We start from the raw sequence: 17,634 nt of genomic DNA, 5'->3' as shown, positions 1-17,634 counted from the left end.
AATCCGAACCCTATTTCCGATCGTTCCGGCGATAGGCATTGACCGTCCCGCCAATGCGGACGGGAACGGGGATAGTGGCGGTATCGGCGACAAGTTTCCCCTTGACCTTGCCCTGCTGGCGCTTGCGCTCGAGATAATAGGCATAGGCGAATTGTATCGCGATCCCTGCAATCACGAAGAGCGGACCGGCCAGCTGATCCTTGTTGGTGATGTAGAGCACCACCTGGCCGATCATGGCGAGGATCGTGCCGGCGACGAAGATGTTCAGCGAATGACGGCCGAGGATCGTCAGCGGATGGTCCGCAGGACGGCGCAGGATGCGTGAGAGCGCCGGGATGCTGATGACGAGATAGGTCAGCGCCAGCACATGCAGCAGCCGTGGCAGCGACAGGAAGGTCTTGTCGAAACCGGTGATGACCGTCGGCAGGCCGAGTGCCGCCAGAGAATTGCCCCAGATCCAGAGATGGCCGGTCACCCAGATGAAGGACAGCATGACGTAGCCGGCAGCGGCCACAAGCAGCAGCGGATGGCGCGGGATCGCACCACCGCGCTTGATATGCAGCATCGAGACGATGCCGATCGTAAACAGGAACTGCCAGGAGAGCGGATTGAGGAACCAATAGTCTTCAATCAGCATGTTGTGCGGCGCCACCTGGTAGATGCCCGCAAGCAGCCAGACCGCGGCCGAGACGCCGAGCGCCAGCCAAGGGCTGCGCGCATTCAACAGCAAGATGATCGGCACCATCAGCATCAGCGCGCCGTACATCGGCAGGATATTGTTGTAGCCGATCTGGTGGCCGAGCAGGAGAAGTGCCGGAATGCCTTCCTTCAGGTTCATCAGAACCGCCAGGATATTGATTTCTACCAGCAATCCCGGCCGATGGAACAGCCAGGCACCGCAGATGAAGAGCGCGAGCGTCATGAAGGTGGTGATCATATGGGCGAGATAGAGCGTGAAGGCGCGCTTTACCGCCTTGATCGCCACCGTGAGCCGGTTACCCGGCTGGAATCGGGATCCATAGGCAAGGCCGACGGCAATGCCCGAGATCAGCACGAAGGCTTCGGCGGCATCGGAGAAACCGAAATTCTTCGTCGTTACATATTCGAAGATCTGGCCGGGAACATGATTGATAAAGATCATGATCAGGGCCACGCCACGCAAGACGTCGAGCCTCGTGTCACGCACTGGCGCAGCTACGGATAGGGAACTGCGCCCCGTGGCGATGGCTTCGGTCGGCGTGCTTGCCATTGATCTCTCCTTATTATCCGATTTGCAAACGCGACGACGGCCAAAAGGGTTCCCTTTTGGCCGTCGCGAATCGCCGTGTTTTTCAGCGTGGAGAACGCTGTTATCCGAGCGGATATCCCTCTTCGGGATCGGTGACTTCGCAGCCGTTGATCGACAGAGTGTAGCCGCTATCATTGGACGCTTTTGAGACCGAAATGCGGTATTTGCCGCCGCCTTGCTCCACCTCTGCCGCAAAACCGTCCCATTCCGAAGGGAGCGACGGGCGCACATAGAGCCGGCCATCCTTCAGCCGGATACCGAGGATGCCCTCGACCGCGGCGCGGTAGAGCCAGCCGGCTGACCCAGTATACCAGGTCCAGCCGCCGCGCGATGCATAGGGCTCATGTCCGTAAACGTCGGCTGCCACGACATAGGGTTCAACGCGGTATTGCTCCGCTGAAGCCTTGTCGAACGCATGGGTGATCGGGTTGAGGATCTGGAAGCAGCGGAAAGCATCGTCGCCCCGCTTCAGCTCCGCCAGCGCCATCACCACCCAGGTTGCGGCATGGGTATATTGCCCGCCGTTTTCCCGCACACCCGGCGGATAGGCCTTGATATAGCCGGGATCCTTGGCGGAATTAGCGAAAGGCGGCGTGAACAGCCGGATGATGCGGGCATCCTCATCGACCAGCTGATCGAGCACGGCATCCATCGCCTTGACGGCGCGGGCCGGGTCGCCTTCGCCGGACAGAACGCTCCAGGACTGCGCGATCGAATCGATCCGGCATTCGGGGCTTTCGAGGGAGCCAAGCAGCGTACCGTCGTCGAACGTGCCGCGGCGATAGTAGCCGCCATCCCAGGCCGCAGTTTCGAGCGCCTTCTTCAGCTCGGTAAGATGCGCCGACCAGCGCTCCACACGGGCCGTGTCGCCGCGCTCTTCGGCATAGGGAATGAAGGAGCGCAATGCACCCGCCAGGAACCAGCCGAGCCAGACGCTGGTGCCGCGCCCGCCGATGCCGACGCGGTTCATGCCGTCGTTCCAGTCGCCGCCAAGGAACAGCGGCAGGCCGTTTGTCCCCTTGCGGGCGATGGCGAGATCGAGCGCCAGCGCCGCGTGTTCGTAGACGCTCGCCTTGTCCTCGGAAATCTCCGGCTTGTAGAACGAGTCGTGCTGGCCTTCGAGCAGGGCCGGCCCTTCCAGGAAGGCGATCTCCTCGTCGAGCACGTTTTTGTCGCCGGTGACGCTGCAATAATGATGGATTGCATAGCTGAGCCAGACGACGTCGTCCGAGATCAGCGTGCGCACGCCGGCACCCGTTCCGGGCAGCCACCAATGCTGTACATCGCCTTCGCGGAATTGCCGCGAAGCGGCATTCAGGATCTGCCGGCGGGCAAGCGAGGGTTCGTGCAGCACGAAGGCCAGCGTGTCCTGCAGCTGATCGCGGAAGCCGAAGGCGCCGCTTGCCTGGTAGAAGGCGGTGCGGGCCATGATGCGGCAGCCGAGGCTCTGATACGGCAGCCAGGTATTGACGAGATTGTTCATCCCGCGATCCGGCGTCGATATCTGCAGCCTGCCGGTGAAGTCGCGCCAGAAGGCGCGGTTCGCCTCGACGGCATCGTCGAACGACGCCTTGCGAATATCGGCGATGACGGCGCGCGCTTCTTCTTCCGTCGGCGTGTCGCCGAGGTAGAAGGTGAAGTCGCGCTCCTCGCCGGCGCCGAGCTCGATGTTGATCGCAACAGCCGCGGCCGGGTCACCGTCGAGATCGGTCGTACCGGAAAGGGCAGCGGCGGAGGTGACGGCCTGCGGCGTCTGGATCGTTCCCGCCTTGCCGATGAATTCGCGCCGGCTTGCCGAGAAGCTCGAAAGCGTCTCGCTCGCCGCGAAGAAGGCGGTGCGGTTGGAAAAATCGATGCTGTAGGGATTGGTGGCAAACAGCGCCCCCGTCTCCTCGTCATGGCTCGACAGGATGAAAGGCACCGTGCGGGCCGGATTGCTGCCGAGGACCCATTCGACATAACCGTAGAGACGCAGCTTACGGCTGGCCGAAGCGGTGTTGCGCAGGCGTAGGCGCTGCAGTTTCACCGGCTTTTCGCGGTCGATCGTCTGCGTCAACTCGAGCGCGATCTCGTGCTGAACGCTGGAGAAGACGGAATAACCGAGCCCGTGGCGGGCTTCGAAGCGGATGTCCGGGCGGCGGGAAAGCGCTGCGAACGGCGTCATGACGGCACCGCTGTCGAGATCGGTGAGATAGAATGCCTCGCCCGAACGGTTGACCACCGCATCGTTCGACCAGGAGGTCAGCTGATAGTCGCGCGAATTGGCGCTCCAGGTGAAGCCCGAGCCCTCGGCCGACACGTGGAAGCCGAATCTGTCATTGGAGATGACATTGATCCAGGGCTGCGGCGTCGCATGACCTCCAGGCAGCCGAACGACATATTCGCGCCCGTCGCGGGCAAAACCGCCGATGCCGTTCCAGAAGTCGAGATCGCCTTCCTCCTCAATGACGACGGCCGGCACGACAGGTGGCGGCACCGGCGCGATACGCTTGACGGGGGCTTTGTTGCGCTCGGCCCGTTCCATCTCCTGCAGCTCCTCCTTGGAGGGTGCAAACAGCGCGACGGCGCGGTTGATCTGGTCGACGACCTTGCCGTTCTTGGTATGCAGGGTGACGCGGGAAGCCGCGATCAGCGCATGGTAGGTGCTTTCCTCCATCAGGTCCTTGCGAACCGCAAAGATATGCTGGCGCAATCCGTCGGCCTGGCCCATGCGGCGCACGTTTTCGCACATGGCGTCAAGCGCATGCTGCATGTCCTGCGCATAGGACGAAGCGCGTTCGTTCATGATGACGAGATCGGCAGTGACGCCGCGCGAGCGCAGATATTCCTGCGCCAGCAGCGCCTCGCGGGCGATCTCGAGATCCATGTCGTCGTTGATGCGCAGCGTGAAGATCGGGAAGTCGCCGGAGATCGCCAGCGGCCAGAGCGCCGATTGCGACTGCAGGCCGGCCTCGACGGTCGCCTCGTCCTTGCGCAGTTGCATGTCGGGATAGACGAGATAGCGTCCGAGATGCTGGAAGGCCGCCGCCTGCTGCGAGGTGACGCCGACGTGACGCATCTGCACCTGGGTGCGCGTCCAGGCCTGGACGAGCTCGTGAGTGAAGGCATCGGGATGACGGTAGCGATTGACCGCCTTGTCGACTTCCTCGCGGCTTGGCGCCGCAATCGTCCAGAAGATCACGCTGACTTTCTTGCCGGCCGGTACGCGGACGGTTCGACGCAGCGACATGACGGCATCGAGCATGAAACCGTCGCTGCCGGAAAGCGTAGCACCCGGATCGAAGGCGGCCGCATCGGCAAGACTCCGGCCACGGCCGATGAACTTGCGCCGGTCGGTCTCGAATTCGGTATGGCGGGTGTCGCCGGCATTGTCGACGATCAGATGGGCGATGCTGATGTTCGGCTCGTTCGGATCGCGCTTGTTGCGTTCGGCGCGGATGACGTCGCCGCGCTTGCCGATCTCGGTCTTGACGAACATGCGGGCGAATGCCGGATGCGCATTGTCGGTATCGTCGGAGGTAATCACCGGTTCGAGATAGGAGGTGACCTCGATGAAACGGTCTTCCGTGCCCATGTTGAGCAGGGTGACGCGGCGGGCCTCGGCATCATGCTCGGTCGCGATGATGCACTCCACCTCGCTTGTGAGGTCGCCGACCGTCTTGGTGAACTGCGCCTTCTCGTCGGCGAATTCGACCTTGATCTTTTCGCCTTCGACACCCTTCGGCTCGGCGCTCGTCGACCACCATTCATTCGTGGCGGTATCGCGCAGGAAGATGAAGCTGCCCCAGCGGTCTTCGGTCGGATCGGCTTTCCAGCGCGAAACGGCAAGGCCGTTCCAGCGGGAATAGCCGGCGCCCGTTGCTGTCAGCATCAGCGAATAATGGCCGTTCGACAGGAACACCACTTCTCGGTCGCGCGACGCCGGATCGCTGATCTTTCTGATCTCCGGCCGCAGGAGATCGTCCTGGATGCTGGCCGGCGTATCGGATTCATGCTTGCCGCTCATGACCGGAATGTCGCGCGGCGCCTTTTCCTGCAGCAGCAACTCCGCTGCCTCGATGACGGGATCGGCGTGGAAGAGCTCGCGCAGATGACCGTTGAAGGCGACGTTGGCGACTGCCGCGATCGACATGCCGTGATGGTGGGCATAATAATTGTAGACCACCGCGCATTTCTTGCCTTCCGGCACGCGCGTCGGCGTGAAGTCGACGGCGTCGTGGAAGCCGAACTTGCCGAGCGCACCGACCTTACGCAGCCTCTGCAGGTTTTCAAGCGCCCCCGGCGGGTCGTACTGGGCAGCGAGCAGCGAGGCGTAAGGCGCGATGACGGCATTGTGGCCGAGACCGCGCTTCAGGCCGAGCGTCGGCACGCCGAAATTCGTGTACTGATAATTGAGGTTATGGTCGCGGGCGTTGAAGGCCGCTTCCGAAATGCCCCAGGGAATACCGAGCTTGCGGGCGTAATTCATCTGCTCGACGACGACCAGATTGTTCGTCTGGTTGAGAATCCCCCCGCCGCGCTCCTGCATGACGAGCGGCGGCATCAGATATTCGAACATCGAGCCGGACCATGAAACCAGCGCACCGCGCGAGCCGACTGGCACGACCTGGCGGCCGAGGCGGTACCAGTGTTCCGTCGGCAGATCGCCCTTGGCGATGCCGAAGAGGCTGGTCAGGCGGCATTCCGAGGCGAGAAGGTCATAGCAGGCCTGGTCGAGTTCACCGCTTTCGACGCGGTAGCCGATCGACAGCAGACGCCGCTCCGGCCGGAACAGGAAGCCGAAATCCATCGAGAAGGCGAGATCGCGCGCCTTGTCGCGCAGCGCCACCAGCCGCGGCCTCAACGCATCGACCTTGGAAAGGTCGAAGGTGCTGTCGGAAATATGCGCCTCGCAGACCTTCACCAGCGATGCCGCCCACAGGGTGACCTCTTCGCTCTGCTTCGACTTGACCTCATGGTCGAGATTGGCGGCGAGCTTCTCGATGTCGCGCGCGAGAACGGCGAGATTGATGATGCGGATCGAGGCGAATTCGTGCTCGCGTTTGACGGCGGCAAGCGCGTTCTGGAAGCCGACGATGCGCTCCTCCAGGCGCCGGCGCAGCGGGCGCACGGTCTTGCGATCGTCGGGCAGGTCCGCCAGCACTTCGCCGAGAATGCCGGCCGTGTCGCCGACGCCGTCGAGATTGCCCTGCATATGGGCGGACGGCGCCTCGGCCCAGTTGCGGCAGGCCGACGAAATAGCGATCAGATGGCCGGCGAGATTGCCGCTGTCGACAGCGGAGACATAACGGGGGCCAAGCGTCTGCAGCGTATCGGTGTGGTACCAGTTGAACAGGTGACCGCGGAATTTCTCCATTCTATCGATCGTCGCGATCGTCTGCTCCAGCCGCTCGAGCGTCTCCTCGAAGGAGAACCAGCCGAAATGCCGGCCGGAAACGACGGAAAGCAGATAGACGCCGATATTGGTCGGCGAGGTACGCGCCGCGACGATCACATGCGGCGTTTCCTGGACATTGTCCGGCGGCAGATAGTTCTGCTCGGCCGTCGTGAAGGTCTCGAAATACCGCCAGGTGCGCCGGGCGATCTTGCGCAGTTCGCTCGACACGGAATCGGCGACCTCGAGCCGGTCCTCGGTCTCCGCCGACTGGCTGACATACCAGGCGACAACCGGCGACAGGATCCACAGCAGCGCGAAGGGAATACCGACGAGGAAGGCGTTGTCGCCGGGAAGGGCAGCAAAACCGAGCGCCAGCAGTGCCAGCACCGGAGCATGCCACATCGCCTTGTAATAGGAGATCAGCGTACCCTGACCGCCGGCCTGAACGCTGGCGGCGGTCCGCCATTGCAGCATCAGCTTGCGGCTGACGAACAGGCGGTAGAGCGAACGGCCGATCGCATCCGCCATCATGCAAGCCGAATCGGCGATGAAAACGATGCGCAGCGCAACCTGCGCGTTGGCGGCGGTAATATCGGACCAGACCGTATAGAGATGGGCGCGGGCGATGATATCGCTGGTGCGCGGGATGATGCCGTTGATGAGCGACAGCGTCGGCGCGACGAAGAGGCAGAAGATCAGCAGAATCTGCCAGATGAGTGCGCCGAGCGGACCCATGAAATACCAGCCGAGCACGGAGGCGAAGAACCAGGCGATCGGCGTCAGCGAGCGGCGCAGATTGTCGAACATCTTCCAGCGGCCGAGTGCCGTGACGCCGTATTTCGGATTGAACATGTAGGGGAGAAGCTGCCAGTCGCCGCGCGCCCAGCGATGCTGGCGCGAGGTTTCCACCTCATAGCGGATCGGGAAATCCTCGACCAATTCGAGATCGGTGACGAGCGCGCAGCGCGCCATCGAGCCTTCGAGAAGATCGTGGCTGAGCACGGAGTTCTCGTCGATCCGGCCCTTGAGCGACGCTTCGAAGGCGTCGACATGGTAAAGGCCCTTGCCGGTGAAGGTGCCTTCGCCGGCGAGGTCCTGATAGACGTCGGAAACGGTGAAGACATAAGGATCGAGGCCGCGGTTGATCGAAAAGACGCGCTGGAAGACCGACGCGTCCTTGCCCGTCGTCAGCGACGGCGTGACACGCGGCTGCAGCACGCCGTAGCCGCTTTCGACGCGGGCGGTTTTCGGATTGATGACCGGGCGGTTGATCGGATGATAGAGCTTGCCGACCAGCTTGGTGACGGCATCGCGCATCAGGCGCGTATCGGCATCGAGCGTCATGACATATTGCACATTGGCCGGCACAGTATTGGCGCCCGGCAGGTAGGTCGTGTCGCGGTCGCCGCGCAGAAGCATGTTCAGCTCGTGCAGCTTGCCGCGCTTGCGCTCCCAACCCATCCAGACGCCTTCCGAGGGATTGTAGAGGCGGCGGCGATGCAGCAGATAGAAACGCGTCTTGCCGTCATAGGCATAGCGGGCGGAGAGATTGGCGATCTCGCGTCGCGCATAATCGAGAACCTCGAGATCGGCGGGCGTTTCCTCGACGTCGCTGTCCGGCCAGTCGCTGAGCATCGCGAAATAGATCTCGCCGCGAGGATTGGCGAGATAATGGACCTCGAGATTGCGCACGTGGTCGTCGACGCTGTCGCGGTTCGAGATCAGACAGGGCACGACGAGCAGCGTGCGCGCATCTTCCGGAATGCCTTCCTTGAACTCATAGCCGACGAGGCGCGCCGGCGTCACGAAGAAGGACAGCAAGGTGTTGAAGAGGCCTGTCGCCCCCTCCGACGCCGGCACTGAGAACATGATTAGCAGCAGGGCGATTTCAAAAGCACCCATGCCGGCATTCGCCATGAACTTGCCGACGATCGCCATGGCGATAACCGTCAGCAGCATGACGGGCACGGCAATCGCCAGCCAGTTGAACCGGCGCACGGCGCGCACGAAATGCTGGGTGACCGTCGGGCGATAGTTCGCCCGCGCCTCGAGCTTCGGCCGCTGCGCGCCCGACAGGAAGCCGCCGACATTCGGTTCGTGCGGCTGCGGCTCCTCGGAGGCCTTGGCGGCATCGGTCATGTCGAGCGCCAGCTGGGCGATTTCCATTTCTGACAGCGGCGAGCGCTTGGCCAACCTCTCTATCTGCTTGCGATATTTGTTGCGCGAGCCGGAATCGAGGATGCCGTAATCCGAATGCTCCCAGAGCAGCTTGTCGACATGGCTGACCTGCTCGACCCAGACCGACCATTCGGCATCATCGATCTCGCGAAGGCTGCGGATGATGTTGCCCATCGTCACATTGCCGGAAGAGAGCCGGCTGTGTTCGGCCGTCGTCGCCTCTTCGGTGTTGCGGCCGAGCTCTTCCAACCGCTCGTCGAGCCAGGTGATCGCCAGGCTCGATGTCTGCGAGCCGTCGCGCAGGCGATAGAGGAACTGCGTCGAGAAGGTATTGTCTTCGGCAAGCGGTTCCAGCGTCTTCAGATAGGCGGCCGCCGCGGCCGGATCGGTCAGTCGCACCAATTCGTCGGCTGCCTCGTTGGCGCGGCGGCGCAGCCGGCGGCTGGCCTCGACACGGCTCGAAATACGGCGAAGGTTTTCCACGAGCACGTAGCGTACGAGAGAGGGCAACGCCCACAATTCGCCGATCCTGAGCGTCTCGCTGGCCTGGAAGCCGTCGACCAGCGCCGTCAGACTTTCCTGCGAGATCGTGCTGTGGGTATGGGCGACATAGAGCCAGGCAAGCACGAGGGTGCGCGGCACCTCGACGCCGCCGACGACCATGGTCGGCAATTCGCGATAGAAGCGGCGGGGGAAGTCGCGCCTTACCTCCTGGATCGCCTCTTCGACGATATAATGGTTGTCCAGCAGCCATTCTGCCGCCGGCGTAATCGTCTCGCCGGCCTCGACGTCGGTCGCCGTGGTCCGGTAGACGCGCAGGATTTCCTTCTCGTTTTCCTTATGCCGAGCAAAGAAATCAAAGGGGGCGAAAGCCGGCAGCTTGTCGACGCCGTTGCGGGCGACCGCATCGCCCATCGCCTTGATGTCCTCGTTCGAAAGATAGGTCGAGCGGATCGAACCGTTGTGATCGATCTGCTTCGTCTCGGGTTCGCGCGGAAGGCTCGGAGAAAGATGAGAAATAGACATGGGTTCGGTTCTGGATCCAAACGAAGTTATGGCTGTTTTGCTCAGCCTTTTGCACTGCTTATCATGACTGCTACATGAACGGAGCCCTATTCTTCGAAGATCGATGAATCGGGATAAATGACGCTTCGGCCAGCGATGCGAACGGGCGAAGCCCCGGTCTCAGCGCTGCTCAACGGATGATCGAGACCATCGATACCCTCTCCGCGAAAGCCATGGCGAAAACTTGGCCATCATCGGAATAATTCAAGTCAAGAGGCAGGAGTCGGTACCCCCCGCGCTCGTCCGGGCGGCTGGATTGACAAAATGCCGGCACTGTTCCGGCAATGCGACAGCTCTTTGATTTCGGGAAGGAACGGGTGTGGCGTCACCGGCAAAACCTATCTCGTCCGGCCGGGCTCAGGAGTGCTGATGGCGGTCGTCCAGGTGCGCACCGGAAATATGAAGCCCAGCCACATCGCATGAAGACGTTCGATGCGATCGCCTCAGATGGTATGAAAAGAATATGGAAGAAGGACGATGAGGATCGGAATGCCGACCACCGGAGCAAGATAGCTCTCATGACCACTCTCCATTCGGCGAGTGTCAGGAGAATGACGGGACAATCAAACGTTCCGGAATCCAATAAAGGCGAAAACCGCCGCAGCGCCGGCATCTGCCGACGCTTATCATCGACCGGATTATCCGACGACGCCGCAAACCATCGCCACGACGAACAGGAATGCCGCCGTGAAGATTGCTCCATGGAGCACCGTCTGAAGCCGGTGACGCGTTGTGAGCGGCTTTTTCGTCGCCACGGAACCGTATTGGTTCACGTGAGTATGCGAAATACCCAGATCTGCCATATGTCGCCTCCGTTGTTCTCGTGCGGCCGGTTGTGCGGCTCGCGCTTATATTCTTATTTTCTCTATCAAGTAGGTAGAGATAAATTTCCGTCCAGAGCGAACGGAAGAGAAAATTCAACCAGCCCTTTTAGCAGAGCGTGCGCCAAGCCCAGATCCACGAGCGCTCGACGGCACTCTCATTCTCAGGCGGGTTGGAGGAAGTCTCGATCAGCCGGCGGTCCTTCTCCGCAGGAAGGGATACCGAAGCCTGCTCTTGGCGATCGGTTCTCATGGGAGGATCGAGGTAGCCCATGGTCATCCCACCGAGAAAGAACATGCTTCAACCTCCATCGATCACGAAAGCTAACAAACGTTAACGGGATCATGACAGAAGCAAGTCAGCTGTCAATAGTCTAGTTGAATGGTCGTCTTTTAGCGAAGCATTATCCTTAACGCCGCAATCGATCTTTCCTTTTCAAGGGCTTGAAAAGATTGCCGTTCAGGCTTTGACGAAACCCTTGCTCGCGATCATCAAATTTCGCGTGTAGTCCTCATGAAACGCGCCGCCCGCCAGCTCTTGCGAGCTCAGCCGCTCGACGACGGCGCCGTTGCGCATCACGGCGAGCCTCTCACACATATGGGTGACGACGCCGAGATCATGGCTCACCATCACGAAGGTGAGCTTGCGGTCGCGCCGGATCTCTTCCAGCAGGTTCAGCACCTCGGCCTGCACCGAAGCGTCGAGCGCCGATGTCGGCTCGTCGAGCAGCAGGATCGACGGTTCCACGATCAGCGCCCGGGCGATCGCCACGCGCTGTCGCTGGCCGCCGGAGAGCTGGTGCGGGTAGCGGAAACGGAAACCATTGCCGAGGCCGACCTCGTCAAGCGCGCGGGCGATCCGCTTCTCGCTGTCGGCGATGCCGTGGATTGCAAGCGGTTCGAGCAGAAGCCGGTCGATCGTCTGACGAGGATGCAGCGAACCATAAGGATCCTGAAAGACCATTTGCACGCGTCGATAGAAGGTTTTGCTGCGTTTCGAACCTTTCAGCGGCTCGCCATCGATGTTGATCGTGCCGCCGCTGACCGGCGCAAGTCCGGCAACGGCCCGCAGCAAGGTCGATTTTCCCGAGCCGGACTCGCCGACGAGACCAAAGGATTCGCCGCGTTCGACACTGATGCTGACATTCTTCAAGGCATGAAAATGGTCGTAGACGACACTGAGATTGTCGACTTGGAGAGCTGCGCTCATGCCGCCCACTCCGGCTTGCGGTCGAGCACCGGCAGCGGATGACGGTTTGCGCCGATCTCGGGCATGCAGTTCAGCAGGCCCTGCGTATAGGGATGCTGTGCATGTCTGAGATCGGCCGCCGCCAGCTCCTCGACGATCTTTCCGGCATACATGACGATGACGCGGTCGCAGAAGGAGGAGACCAGCCTCAGATCGTGGGAGACGAAGATCAGCCCCATCCCGCGCTCGGACACCAGTCTGTCCATGATCCTCAGCACGTCGAGTTGCACCGTTACGTCAAGCGCCGAGGTCGGTTCGTCGGCAATTAGCAATTCAGGGCCGGCAATCAGCATCATGGCGATCATCGCGCGCTGCCCCATGCCGCCCGAGACCTCGTGCGGATGCAGGTCGAAGACACGTTTCGGATCGCGGATCTGCACCGCTTCCAGCATGGCGAGCGCGCGCTCGCGGGCCTCCGCCTTGCCCACCTTCTCATGCGTGCGCAACGTTTCGCAGATCTGCCGTCCGATCGACATGACGGGATCGAGCGAGTATTTCGGATCCTGCAGGATCATGGCGATGCGCTTGCCGCGCAGCCTGCGCCTTTCGCCGGCAGACACATTGATAAGATCGATGCCGTTGAAGTTAAGCCTCTCGGCCGTGACGACACCGTGTTTCGGCGTCAGACCCATGATCGCCCGGCCGGTCTGCGACTTGCCCGAGCCGGATTCGCCGACGATGCCCAGCCTTTCCTTGCCGAGCGTGAAGGAGACGCCGCGCACGGCCTCGATCACCCCGGTGCGCGTGGGGTAGCTGACCTTGAGCTTGTCCACCGTCAGAAGTGTCGTCATTGGCCGCTCTCCTTCGGATCGAGCGCGTCGCGCAGGCCGTCGCCAAGCAGATTGAAGCCGAGGCTGACGACAAGGATGGCGATGCCCGGCATCGCCGCAACCCACCATTGATCGAGGATGAAGCGCCGTCCCGAGGCGATCATCGCACCCCATTCCGGCAGCGGCGGCTGCGCCCCGAGGCCGAGGAAACCGAGACCGGCAGCCGTCAGGATGATCCCCGCCATGTCGAGCGTTACACGCACGATCAGCGAGGAAATGCAGAGCGGCATGACATGGCGTACGATAATGCGGAAAGGCGAGGCGCCCATCAGCTTCACTGCCGAAATATAATCGGAACGCCGGACCGTCAGCGTCTCGGCGCGCGCGATACGGGCATAGGGCGGCCAGGAGGTGATGGCGATGGCGATGATCGCGTTCTGAATGCCGGGGCCGAGGGCTGCGACGAAGGCGAGCGCCAGCACCAGCTTGGGAAAGGCGAGGAAGATATCGGTGATGCGCATCAGCGTCGCATCCACCCAGCCTCCGGCATAACCGGAGACCGTACCGACGATCAGCCCGATCGGCGCCGAGATGACGGCGACGAGCACGACGACGAGCAGCGTCAATCGCGATCCGTAGATCAGCCGCGAATAGATATCACGACCCTGATCGTCCGAACCGAGCCAGAATTCCCCCGTCCCGGGCGGCAGCAGGCGGGCATTGCGCAGATCGCCGACAACGGGATTGTGGGTGGCGAGCACATCGGCAAAGGCGGCGATGAAGAGCAGCGCCACGATGATCAGCAGGCCGACGACGGCGAGCCTGTTTGCCGTGAACTGCCGCCAGGTGACGTAGGCACGGCCGAGGCGGGCTTGCAGGCGCGATTGCGGCCGGTCGGAAAGCAGCCATTCGCGGCGGCTCATCGCAGGAGATGGGCTGGCATTGGCCGTCATCGGTTTCGCGTCCTCGGGTCGAGCGTCCGGTAGAGAAGATCGGACAGAAGGTTGATGCCGATGAAGACCGTACCGATAACGATCGTGCCGCCGAGCACGGCGTTCATGTCGGCATTCTGCAGCGAATTGGTGATGTAGAGCCCGATACCCGGCCAGGAAAAGACGGTCTCCGTCAACACCGATCCTTCGAGCAGACCGGCATAGGAAAGCGCAATCACGGTTACGAGCGGCACGGCGGCATTGCGCAGCGCATGACCCCAGATCACCCGCGTTTCCGAAAGCCCCTTGGCGCGTGCGGCAACGATATATTCCTGGGAAAGCTCGTTCAGCATGAAGCTGCGCGTCATGCGGCTGATATAGGCGAGCGAGAAATAGCCAAGCAGGGAGGCGGGCAGGATGATGTGACGGAAGACATCATAGAAGACGTCCCATTGCCCTTGCCAGGCGCTGTCTAGCAGGTAAAGGCCGGTGATCGGCGTGAACGTATATTCGAAAACGATGTCGATGCGGCCGGGGAAAGCCACCCAGCGCAGCCGCGCATAGAAGATGACGAGCGAGATCAATGCCAGCCAGAAGATCGGCACCGAATAGCCGACGAGGCCGATGACGCGCACCACCTGGTCGACGATGCTGCCGCGGCGCACCGCGGCGAGAACGCCGAGCGGTACGCCGACGACGGCGCCGATGATCGTTCCGAACGTTGCGAGCTCGATTGTCGCCGGCAGGACACGGCGGATATCGACCATGACAGGATTGGTCGTCAGCACTGAATTGCCGAAGTCGCCGGACAGGATGCCTTTGATATAGATAAAGAATTGCTGATAGAGCGGCAGGTTGAAGCCCATTTCCTGGCGTACGCGCTCGACGACGTGGTTGGGCGCGCGGTCGCCGAGAATGGCGAGCACGGGATCGATCGGCACGACGCGGCCGATGAAGAAGGTGACGGCCAGAAGGCCGAGATAGGTGGTTACGGCGGCAAACAGAAACCGCCCTAGCGCCTTCGCAAAGGCCCCAGCACGGCCCTTTCGGGGCCGCGCCTCCTGCGTTGTTTCGACGGTGCTCAAGTCACTCAATCCCGCCGGACTATTCCTTGGCGATCGGACCGACGAAATTGGTGTCGAAGCTCGGACCCAGCTTGAAGTCCTTCACGCTCTTGCGGTAGCCGGCCACCTCGGTCTGCTGGAAGATGAAGACGAAGGGGCTGTTTGCAAGATACTTCTTCTGGATGTCCTGATATATGGCGGCACGCTTGGCGGCGTCGCGTTCCAGAAGTGCTGCCTTAGCTAGCTTGTCGAGCTCCGGCGCTTCCCAGCTGTTGCGCCACGCGAGCGTCTTCACCGTGCCGGCATCGGAATTGTCAGGATTGCTGGTAAAGGTGTCGGCATTGGAATTCGGGTCGAAATAGTCAGAACCCCATTGGCCGATATACATGTCGTGGGTACGGGCGCGGTACTTGGTCAGCGTCTGCTTGCCGTCGCCGGGGATGATTTCCATCTTCACGCCGGCCTGCGCCAGCGTCTGCTGCATCGATTCAGCGATACCGGTCACCGGCTGCGTGTTGCGCACGTCCATGGTGATCGAGAAACCGTCGGGTACACCGGCCTTGGCCAGCAGTTCCTTGGCCTTGGCGACATCGAGCTTGTAGGGATTCTCATCGAGCGCGCCGAGTTGACCCTTTGGCAGGAAGGTCTGATGGATCTCGCCGATACCCTTGATCAACGTTGCGCCGATCGCATCGTAATCGACCAGATATTTGAAGGCTTCCTGGACTTCCGGCTTTTTCAGGTTCTCGTTCTTGTTGTTCAGGCTGACATAATAGATCGTGCCCTTCGGCGCACTCGTTGTCGCGAGATCGGCATTCTTCGAAACGGCGTCGATGTCGCCCGGCTCGAGATTGCGGGCGATATCGATGTCACCGGCTTCGAGCGCCAGGCGCTGGGCAGAACTTTCCTTCATGTAGCGGTAGATGACGCGGTTGAGCTTTGCCTTGTCGCCATAATAATTGTCGTTGCGCTCCAGCACGACGACTTCGTTGGCGCGCCATTCGCGCATCTTATAGGCGCCGGAACCGGCATAGCCGGTCTTCAGCCATTCATTGCCGAAGTCGTTGTCGTATTTGTGGTCGGCATCGGGCGTCACCGCCTTCACATGCTCCAGCACCAGCTTCTTGTCGACGACGGAAGCCACCGTTGCCGTCAGGCAGTTGAGCACGAAGCTCGGCGCATAGGCCTTGTCGACTGTGAAGACGAAGGTGCCGGCATCGGCCGCCTTGGCCTTTTCCGTGACGTTGTCGCCGGTCAGGCCGAATTGGGTGAGAATGAAAGCCGGGCTCTTGTCGAGCTTGACGGCCCGCTCGAACGACCAGGCAACGTCTTCGGCGGTGATCGGGTTGCCGGAGGCGAATTTCAGGCCGGACTTCAGCTTGAACGTATAGGTGAGACCGTCATCGGAAACGCTCCAGCTTTCGGCCAGATCGCCCTTCACCTTGGACGTGTCGTCCATATCGAGACGGACGAGCAGGCTGTAGCTGTTGCTGGTAATTTCGGCGGTCGAAAGCTCGAAAGCCTCGCCCGGATCCATCGTGATGATATCATCGATGGCGAAACCTTCGACCAGCGTATCTTTCGGCGTCTCGGCAAAGGCCGAGGGTGTGGCCATCATCAGCAGTGAAAGTGCAGCTCCCGCGGAAAGCATACGGAAATTGCGGTGGAGCTTGGTCATCATCATAGTTTGTTCCCCTGTTTTGATTGATTACGAAGCGTTTGCGGTCATACCCATGAAAACTATGGTGCCTTCTCAGCGCGTCCAGAGGCGCGCGCGGCGCTTTAGGCGTGACCCTCCCGCCAAGCCTGTGCGAGAATGCGAAGCCAATTTTCACGGGCAAGTTTCGTGAGATCGGCTTCACCATAGCCAACCTCTCTGAGAGCGGCAATCAGCTTCTGATTGCCGGCTGCATCGCCGATTTCCTCGGGAATGGTGGCCCCGTCGAAGTCCGATCCGAGCCCCACGCAGTCGATGCCGATGCGGTTCACAAGATAGTCGATGTGGCGGATCATATCGGCAAGCGGCGTATCACTGTCCGAGCGGCCGTCGGCGCGCAGCATGGCGGTGGCATAATTGATGCCGACCAGCCCGCGGCTTTCGCGGATCGCATCGAGCTGCCTATCCGTCAGGTTGCGCGCGACCGGCGTAAGGGCGTGGGCATTGGAATGGCTGGCGACCAGCGGCTGGTCCGTCTTCTTCGCCACGTCCCAGAAACCCTTCTCTGTGATATGGGCAAGGTCTATCAAGATACCGAGGCGATTGCATTCCCTGACCAGCGCGAAGCCGGCATCGGTAAGGCCGGGCGCCGTGTCCGGTGACATCGGGAAAGCGAAGGGCACGCCGTGACCGAACACGTTGTGTCGGCTCCAGACCGGCCCGAGCGACCGCAGCCCTGCCGCATAGAATACCTCGAGCGCCGCGAGATCGGCGCCGATTGCCTCGCAGCCTTCCATATGCATGACGGCGGCGAAAATGCCGTCCGCCATGGCGCCGCGGATATCCTTCACCGTCCGGCAGAGCCGCCAGGCGCCGGCCTGATCGAGCCGCAGCGCGATGGCCGCCATTTCATTGGCGATGGCAAGGGAAGGCAGCGGATCGAGAGGGGCCGCCATCGGCGTCACATAGCGGCCATCGGCATCCGGATCGGCGAAGACGAGATCGCCCGAGGGAATGTAGATGGCGCAGAGACCGCCTGAAAGACCGCCCTCTCTCGCCCGATGCGCATCGATATGGCCGACCGTCGTGCCGTCTGCGAATTCCGCGATCGGGTCGCTGCCGTCTTTTGAATGTGTCCAGAGTCGAAGGAGAACGTCGTTGTGACCGTCAAATACGAATTGCATCTGTCTTCCTGCGCTGCCCGATCGGGCGAATGAAGCGGCCAGAATAGAA

11 protein-coding genes are annotated in these 17,634 nt (G+C 61.5%); 1 reads left to right on the top strand and 10 read right to left on the bottom strand.

The genetic code is table 11. The features are described 5' to 3' along the window. Positions 1 to 10 precede the first annotated feature (10 nt). On the bottom strand, positions 11 to 1,249 hold the full coding sequence (locus OIU37_RS25340; protein WP_264258963.1) for an OpgC family protein: 1,239 nt from the start codon (positions 1,247 to 1,249) through the stop codon (positions 11 to 13). A gap of 100 nt (positions 1,250 to 1,349) precedes the next feature. Continuing rightward, positions 1,350 to 9,869, bottom strand: coding sequence for a GH36-type glycosyl hydrolase domain-containing protein (locus OIU37_RS25335; protein ID WP_264258962.1), 8,520 nt, complete (start codon positions 9,867 to 9,869; stop codon positions 1,350 to 1,352). 303 nt (positions 9,870 to 10,172) lie between these two features. On the opposite strand from OIU37_RS25335, the gene OIU37_RS25330 reads away from it, so the two are divergent. Then, positions 10,173 to 10,331, top strand: coding sequence for a hypothetical protein (locus tag OIU37_RS25330; RefSeq protein WP_171604474.1), 159 nt, complete (start codon positions 10,173 to 10,175; stop codon positions 10,329 to 10,331). A gap of 215 nt (positions 10,332 to 10,546) precedes the next feature. On the opposite strand, the gene OIU37_RS25325 is transcribed toward OIU37_RS25330, so the two are convergent. From OIU37_RS25325 to OIU37_RS25290, 8 genes are all read right to left on the bottom strand, one after another. Then, positions 10,547 to 10,711 (bottom strand): hypothetical protein, encoded by a 165-nt coding sequence (locus OIU37_RS25325; RefSeq protein WP_171604473.1) that lies wholly within the window; start codon positions 10,709 to 10,711, stop codon positions 10,547 to 10,549. 127 nt (positions 10,712 to 10,838) lie between these two features. Further along, a complete protein-coding gene (locus OIU37_RS25320) occupies positions 10,839 to 11,027 on the bottom strand; it encodes a hypothetical protein (RefSeq protein WP_168309172.1) in 189 nt (62 codons plus the stop codon). 162 nt (positions 11,028 to 11,189) lie between these two features. Next, complete coding sequence (locus tag OIU37_RS25315; protein WP_264258961.1) at positions 11,190 to 11,939, bottom strand: ABC transporter ATP-binding protein; 750 nt, start codon at positions 11,937 to 11,939, stop codon at positions 11,190 to 11,192. Next, entirely contained in the window at positions 11,936 to 12,769 is an 834-nt protein-coding gene (locus OIU37_RS25310; protein WP_171604470.1) for an ABC transporter ATP-binding protein, read from the bottom strand. Before OIU37_RS25310 ends, OIU37_RS25315 begins: the two co-directional genes overlap by 4 nt. Beyond that, positions 12,766 to 13,701, bottom strand: a complete 936-nt coding sequence (locus OIU37_RS25305) for an ABC transporter permease (protein WP_171604469.1) — start codon at positions 13,699 to 13,701, stop codon at positions 12,766 to 12,768. The genes OIU37_RS25310 and OIU37_RS25305 overlap by 4 nt, the downstream gene beginning before the upstream one ends. Continuing rightward, positions 13,698 to 14,765 (bottom strand): ABC transporter permease, encoded by a 1,068-nt coding sequence (locus tag OIU37_RS25300; protein ID WP_264258960.1) that lies wholly within the window; start codon positions 14,763 to 14,765, stop codon positions 13,698 to 13,700. The genes OIU37_RS25305 and OIU37_RS25300 overlap by 4 nt, the downstream gene beginning before the upstream one ends. A 19-nt stretch (positions 14,766 to 14,784) precedes the next feature. Then, positions 14,785 to 16,428 carry an ABC transporter substrate-binding protein gene (locus OIU37_RS25295; RefSeq protein ID WP_264258959.1) on the bottom strand — a complete coding sequence of 548 codons (1,644 nt, stop codon included), beginning with the start codon at positions 16,426 to 16,428 and terminating at the stop codon, positions 14,785 to 14,787. A gap of 98 nt (positions 16,429 to 16,526) precedes the next feature. Next, positions 16,527 to 17,585 carry a dipeptidase gene (locus OIU37_RS25290; protein WP_168309178.1) on the bottom strand — a complete coding sequence of 353 codons (1,059 nt, stop codon included), beginning with the start codon at positions 17,583 to 17,585 and terminating at the stop codon, positions 16,527 to 16,529. Positions 17,586 to 17,634 lie beyond the last annotated feature (49 nt).

The organism is Rhizobium sp. BT-226, from assembly GCF_025847085.2.
GTDB classification, from domain to species: Bacteria; Pseudomonadota; Alphaproteobacteria; order Rhizobiales; family Rhizobiaceae; genus Rhizobium; species Rhizobium sophorae.
The sequence above is the reverse complement of the archived record's forward strand: the minus strand, read 5'-3'. Positions and strand labels throughout refer to the sequence as shown.

Coding starts and splice junctions, on each gene's coding strand:
- OIU37_RS25295 (WP_264258959.1), bottom strand. CDS start 16,428: ATGATGATGACCAAGCTCCACCGCAATTTCCGTATGCTTTCCGCGGGA.
- OIU37_RS25320 (WP_168309172.1), bottom strand. CDS start 11,027: ATGTTCTTTCTCGGTGGGATGACCATGGGCTACCTCGATCCTCCCATG.
- OIU37_RS25335 (WP_264258962.1), bottom strand. CDS start 9,869: ATGTCTATTTCTCATCTTTCTCCGAGCCTTCCGCGCGAACCCGAGACG.
- OIU37_RS25305 (WP_171604469.1), bottom strand. CDS start 13,701: ATGACGGCCAATGCCAGCCCATCTCCTGCGATGAGCCGCCGCGAATGG.
- OIU37_RS25310 (WP_171604470.1), bottom strand. CDS start 12,769: ATGACGACACTTCTGACGGTGGACAAGCTCAAGGTCAGCTACCCCACG.
- OIU37_RS25315 (WP_264258961.1), bottom strand. CDS start 11,939: ATGAGCGCAGCTCTCCAAGTCGACAATCTCAGTGTCGTCTACGACCAT.
- OIU37_RS25340 (WP_264258963.1), bottom strand. CDS start 1,249: ATGGCAAGCACGCCGACCGAAGCCATCGCCACGGGGCGCAGTTCCCTA.
- OIU37_RS25325 (WP_171604473.1), bottom strand. CDS start 10,711: ATGGCAGATCTGGGTATTTCGCATACTCACGTGAACCAATACGGTTCC.
- OIU37_RS25290 (WP_168309178.1), bottom strand. CDS start 17,585: ATGCAATTCGTATTTGACGGTCACAACGACGTTCTCCTTCGACTCTGG.
- OIU37_RS25330 (WP_171604474.1), top strand. CDS start 10,173: ATGCCGGCACTGTTCCGGCAATGCGACAGCTCTTTGATTTCGGGAAGG.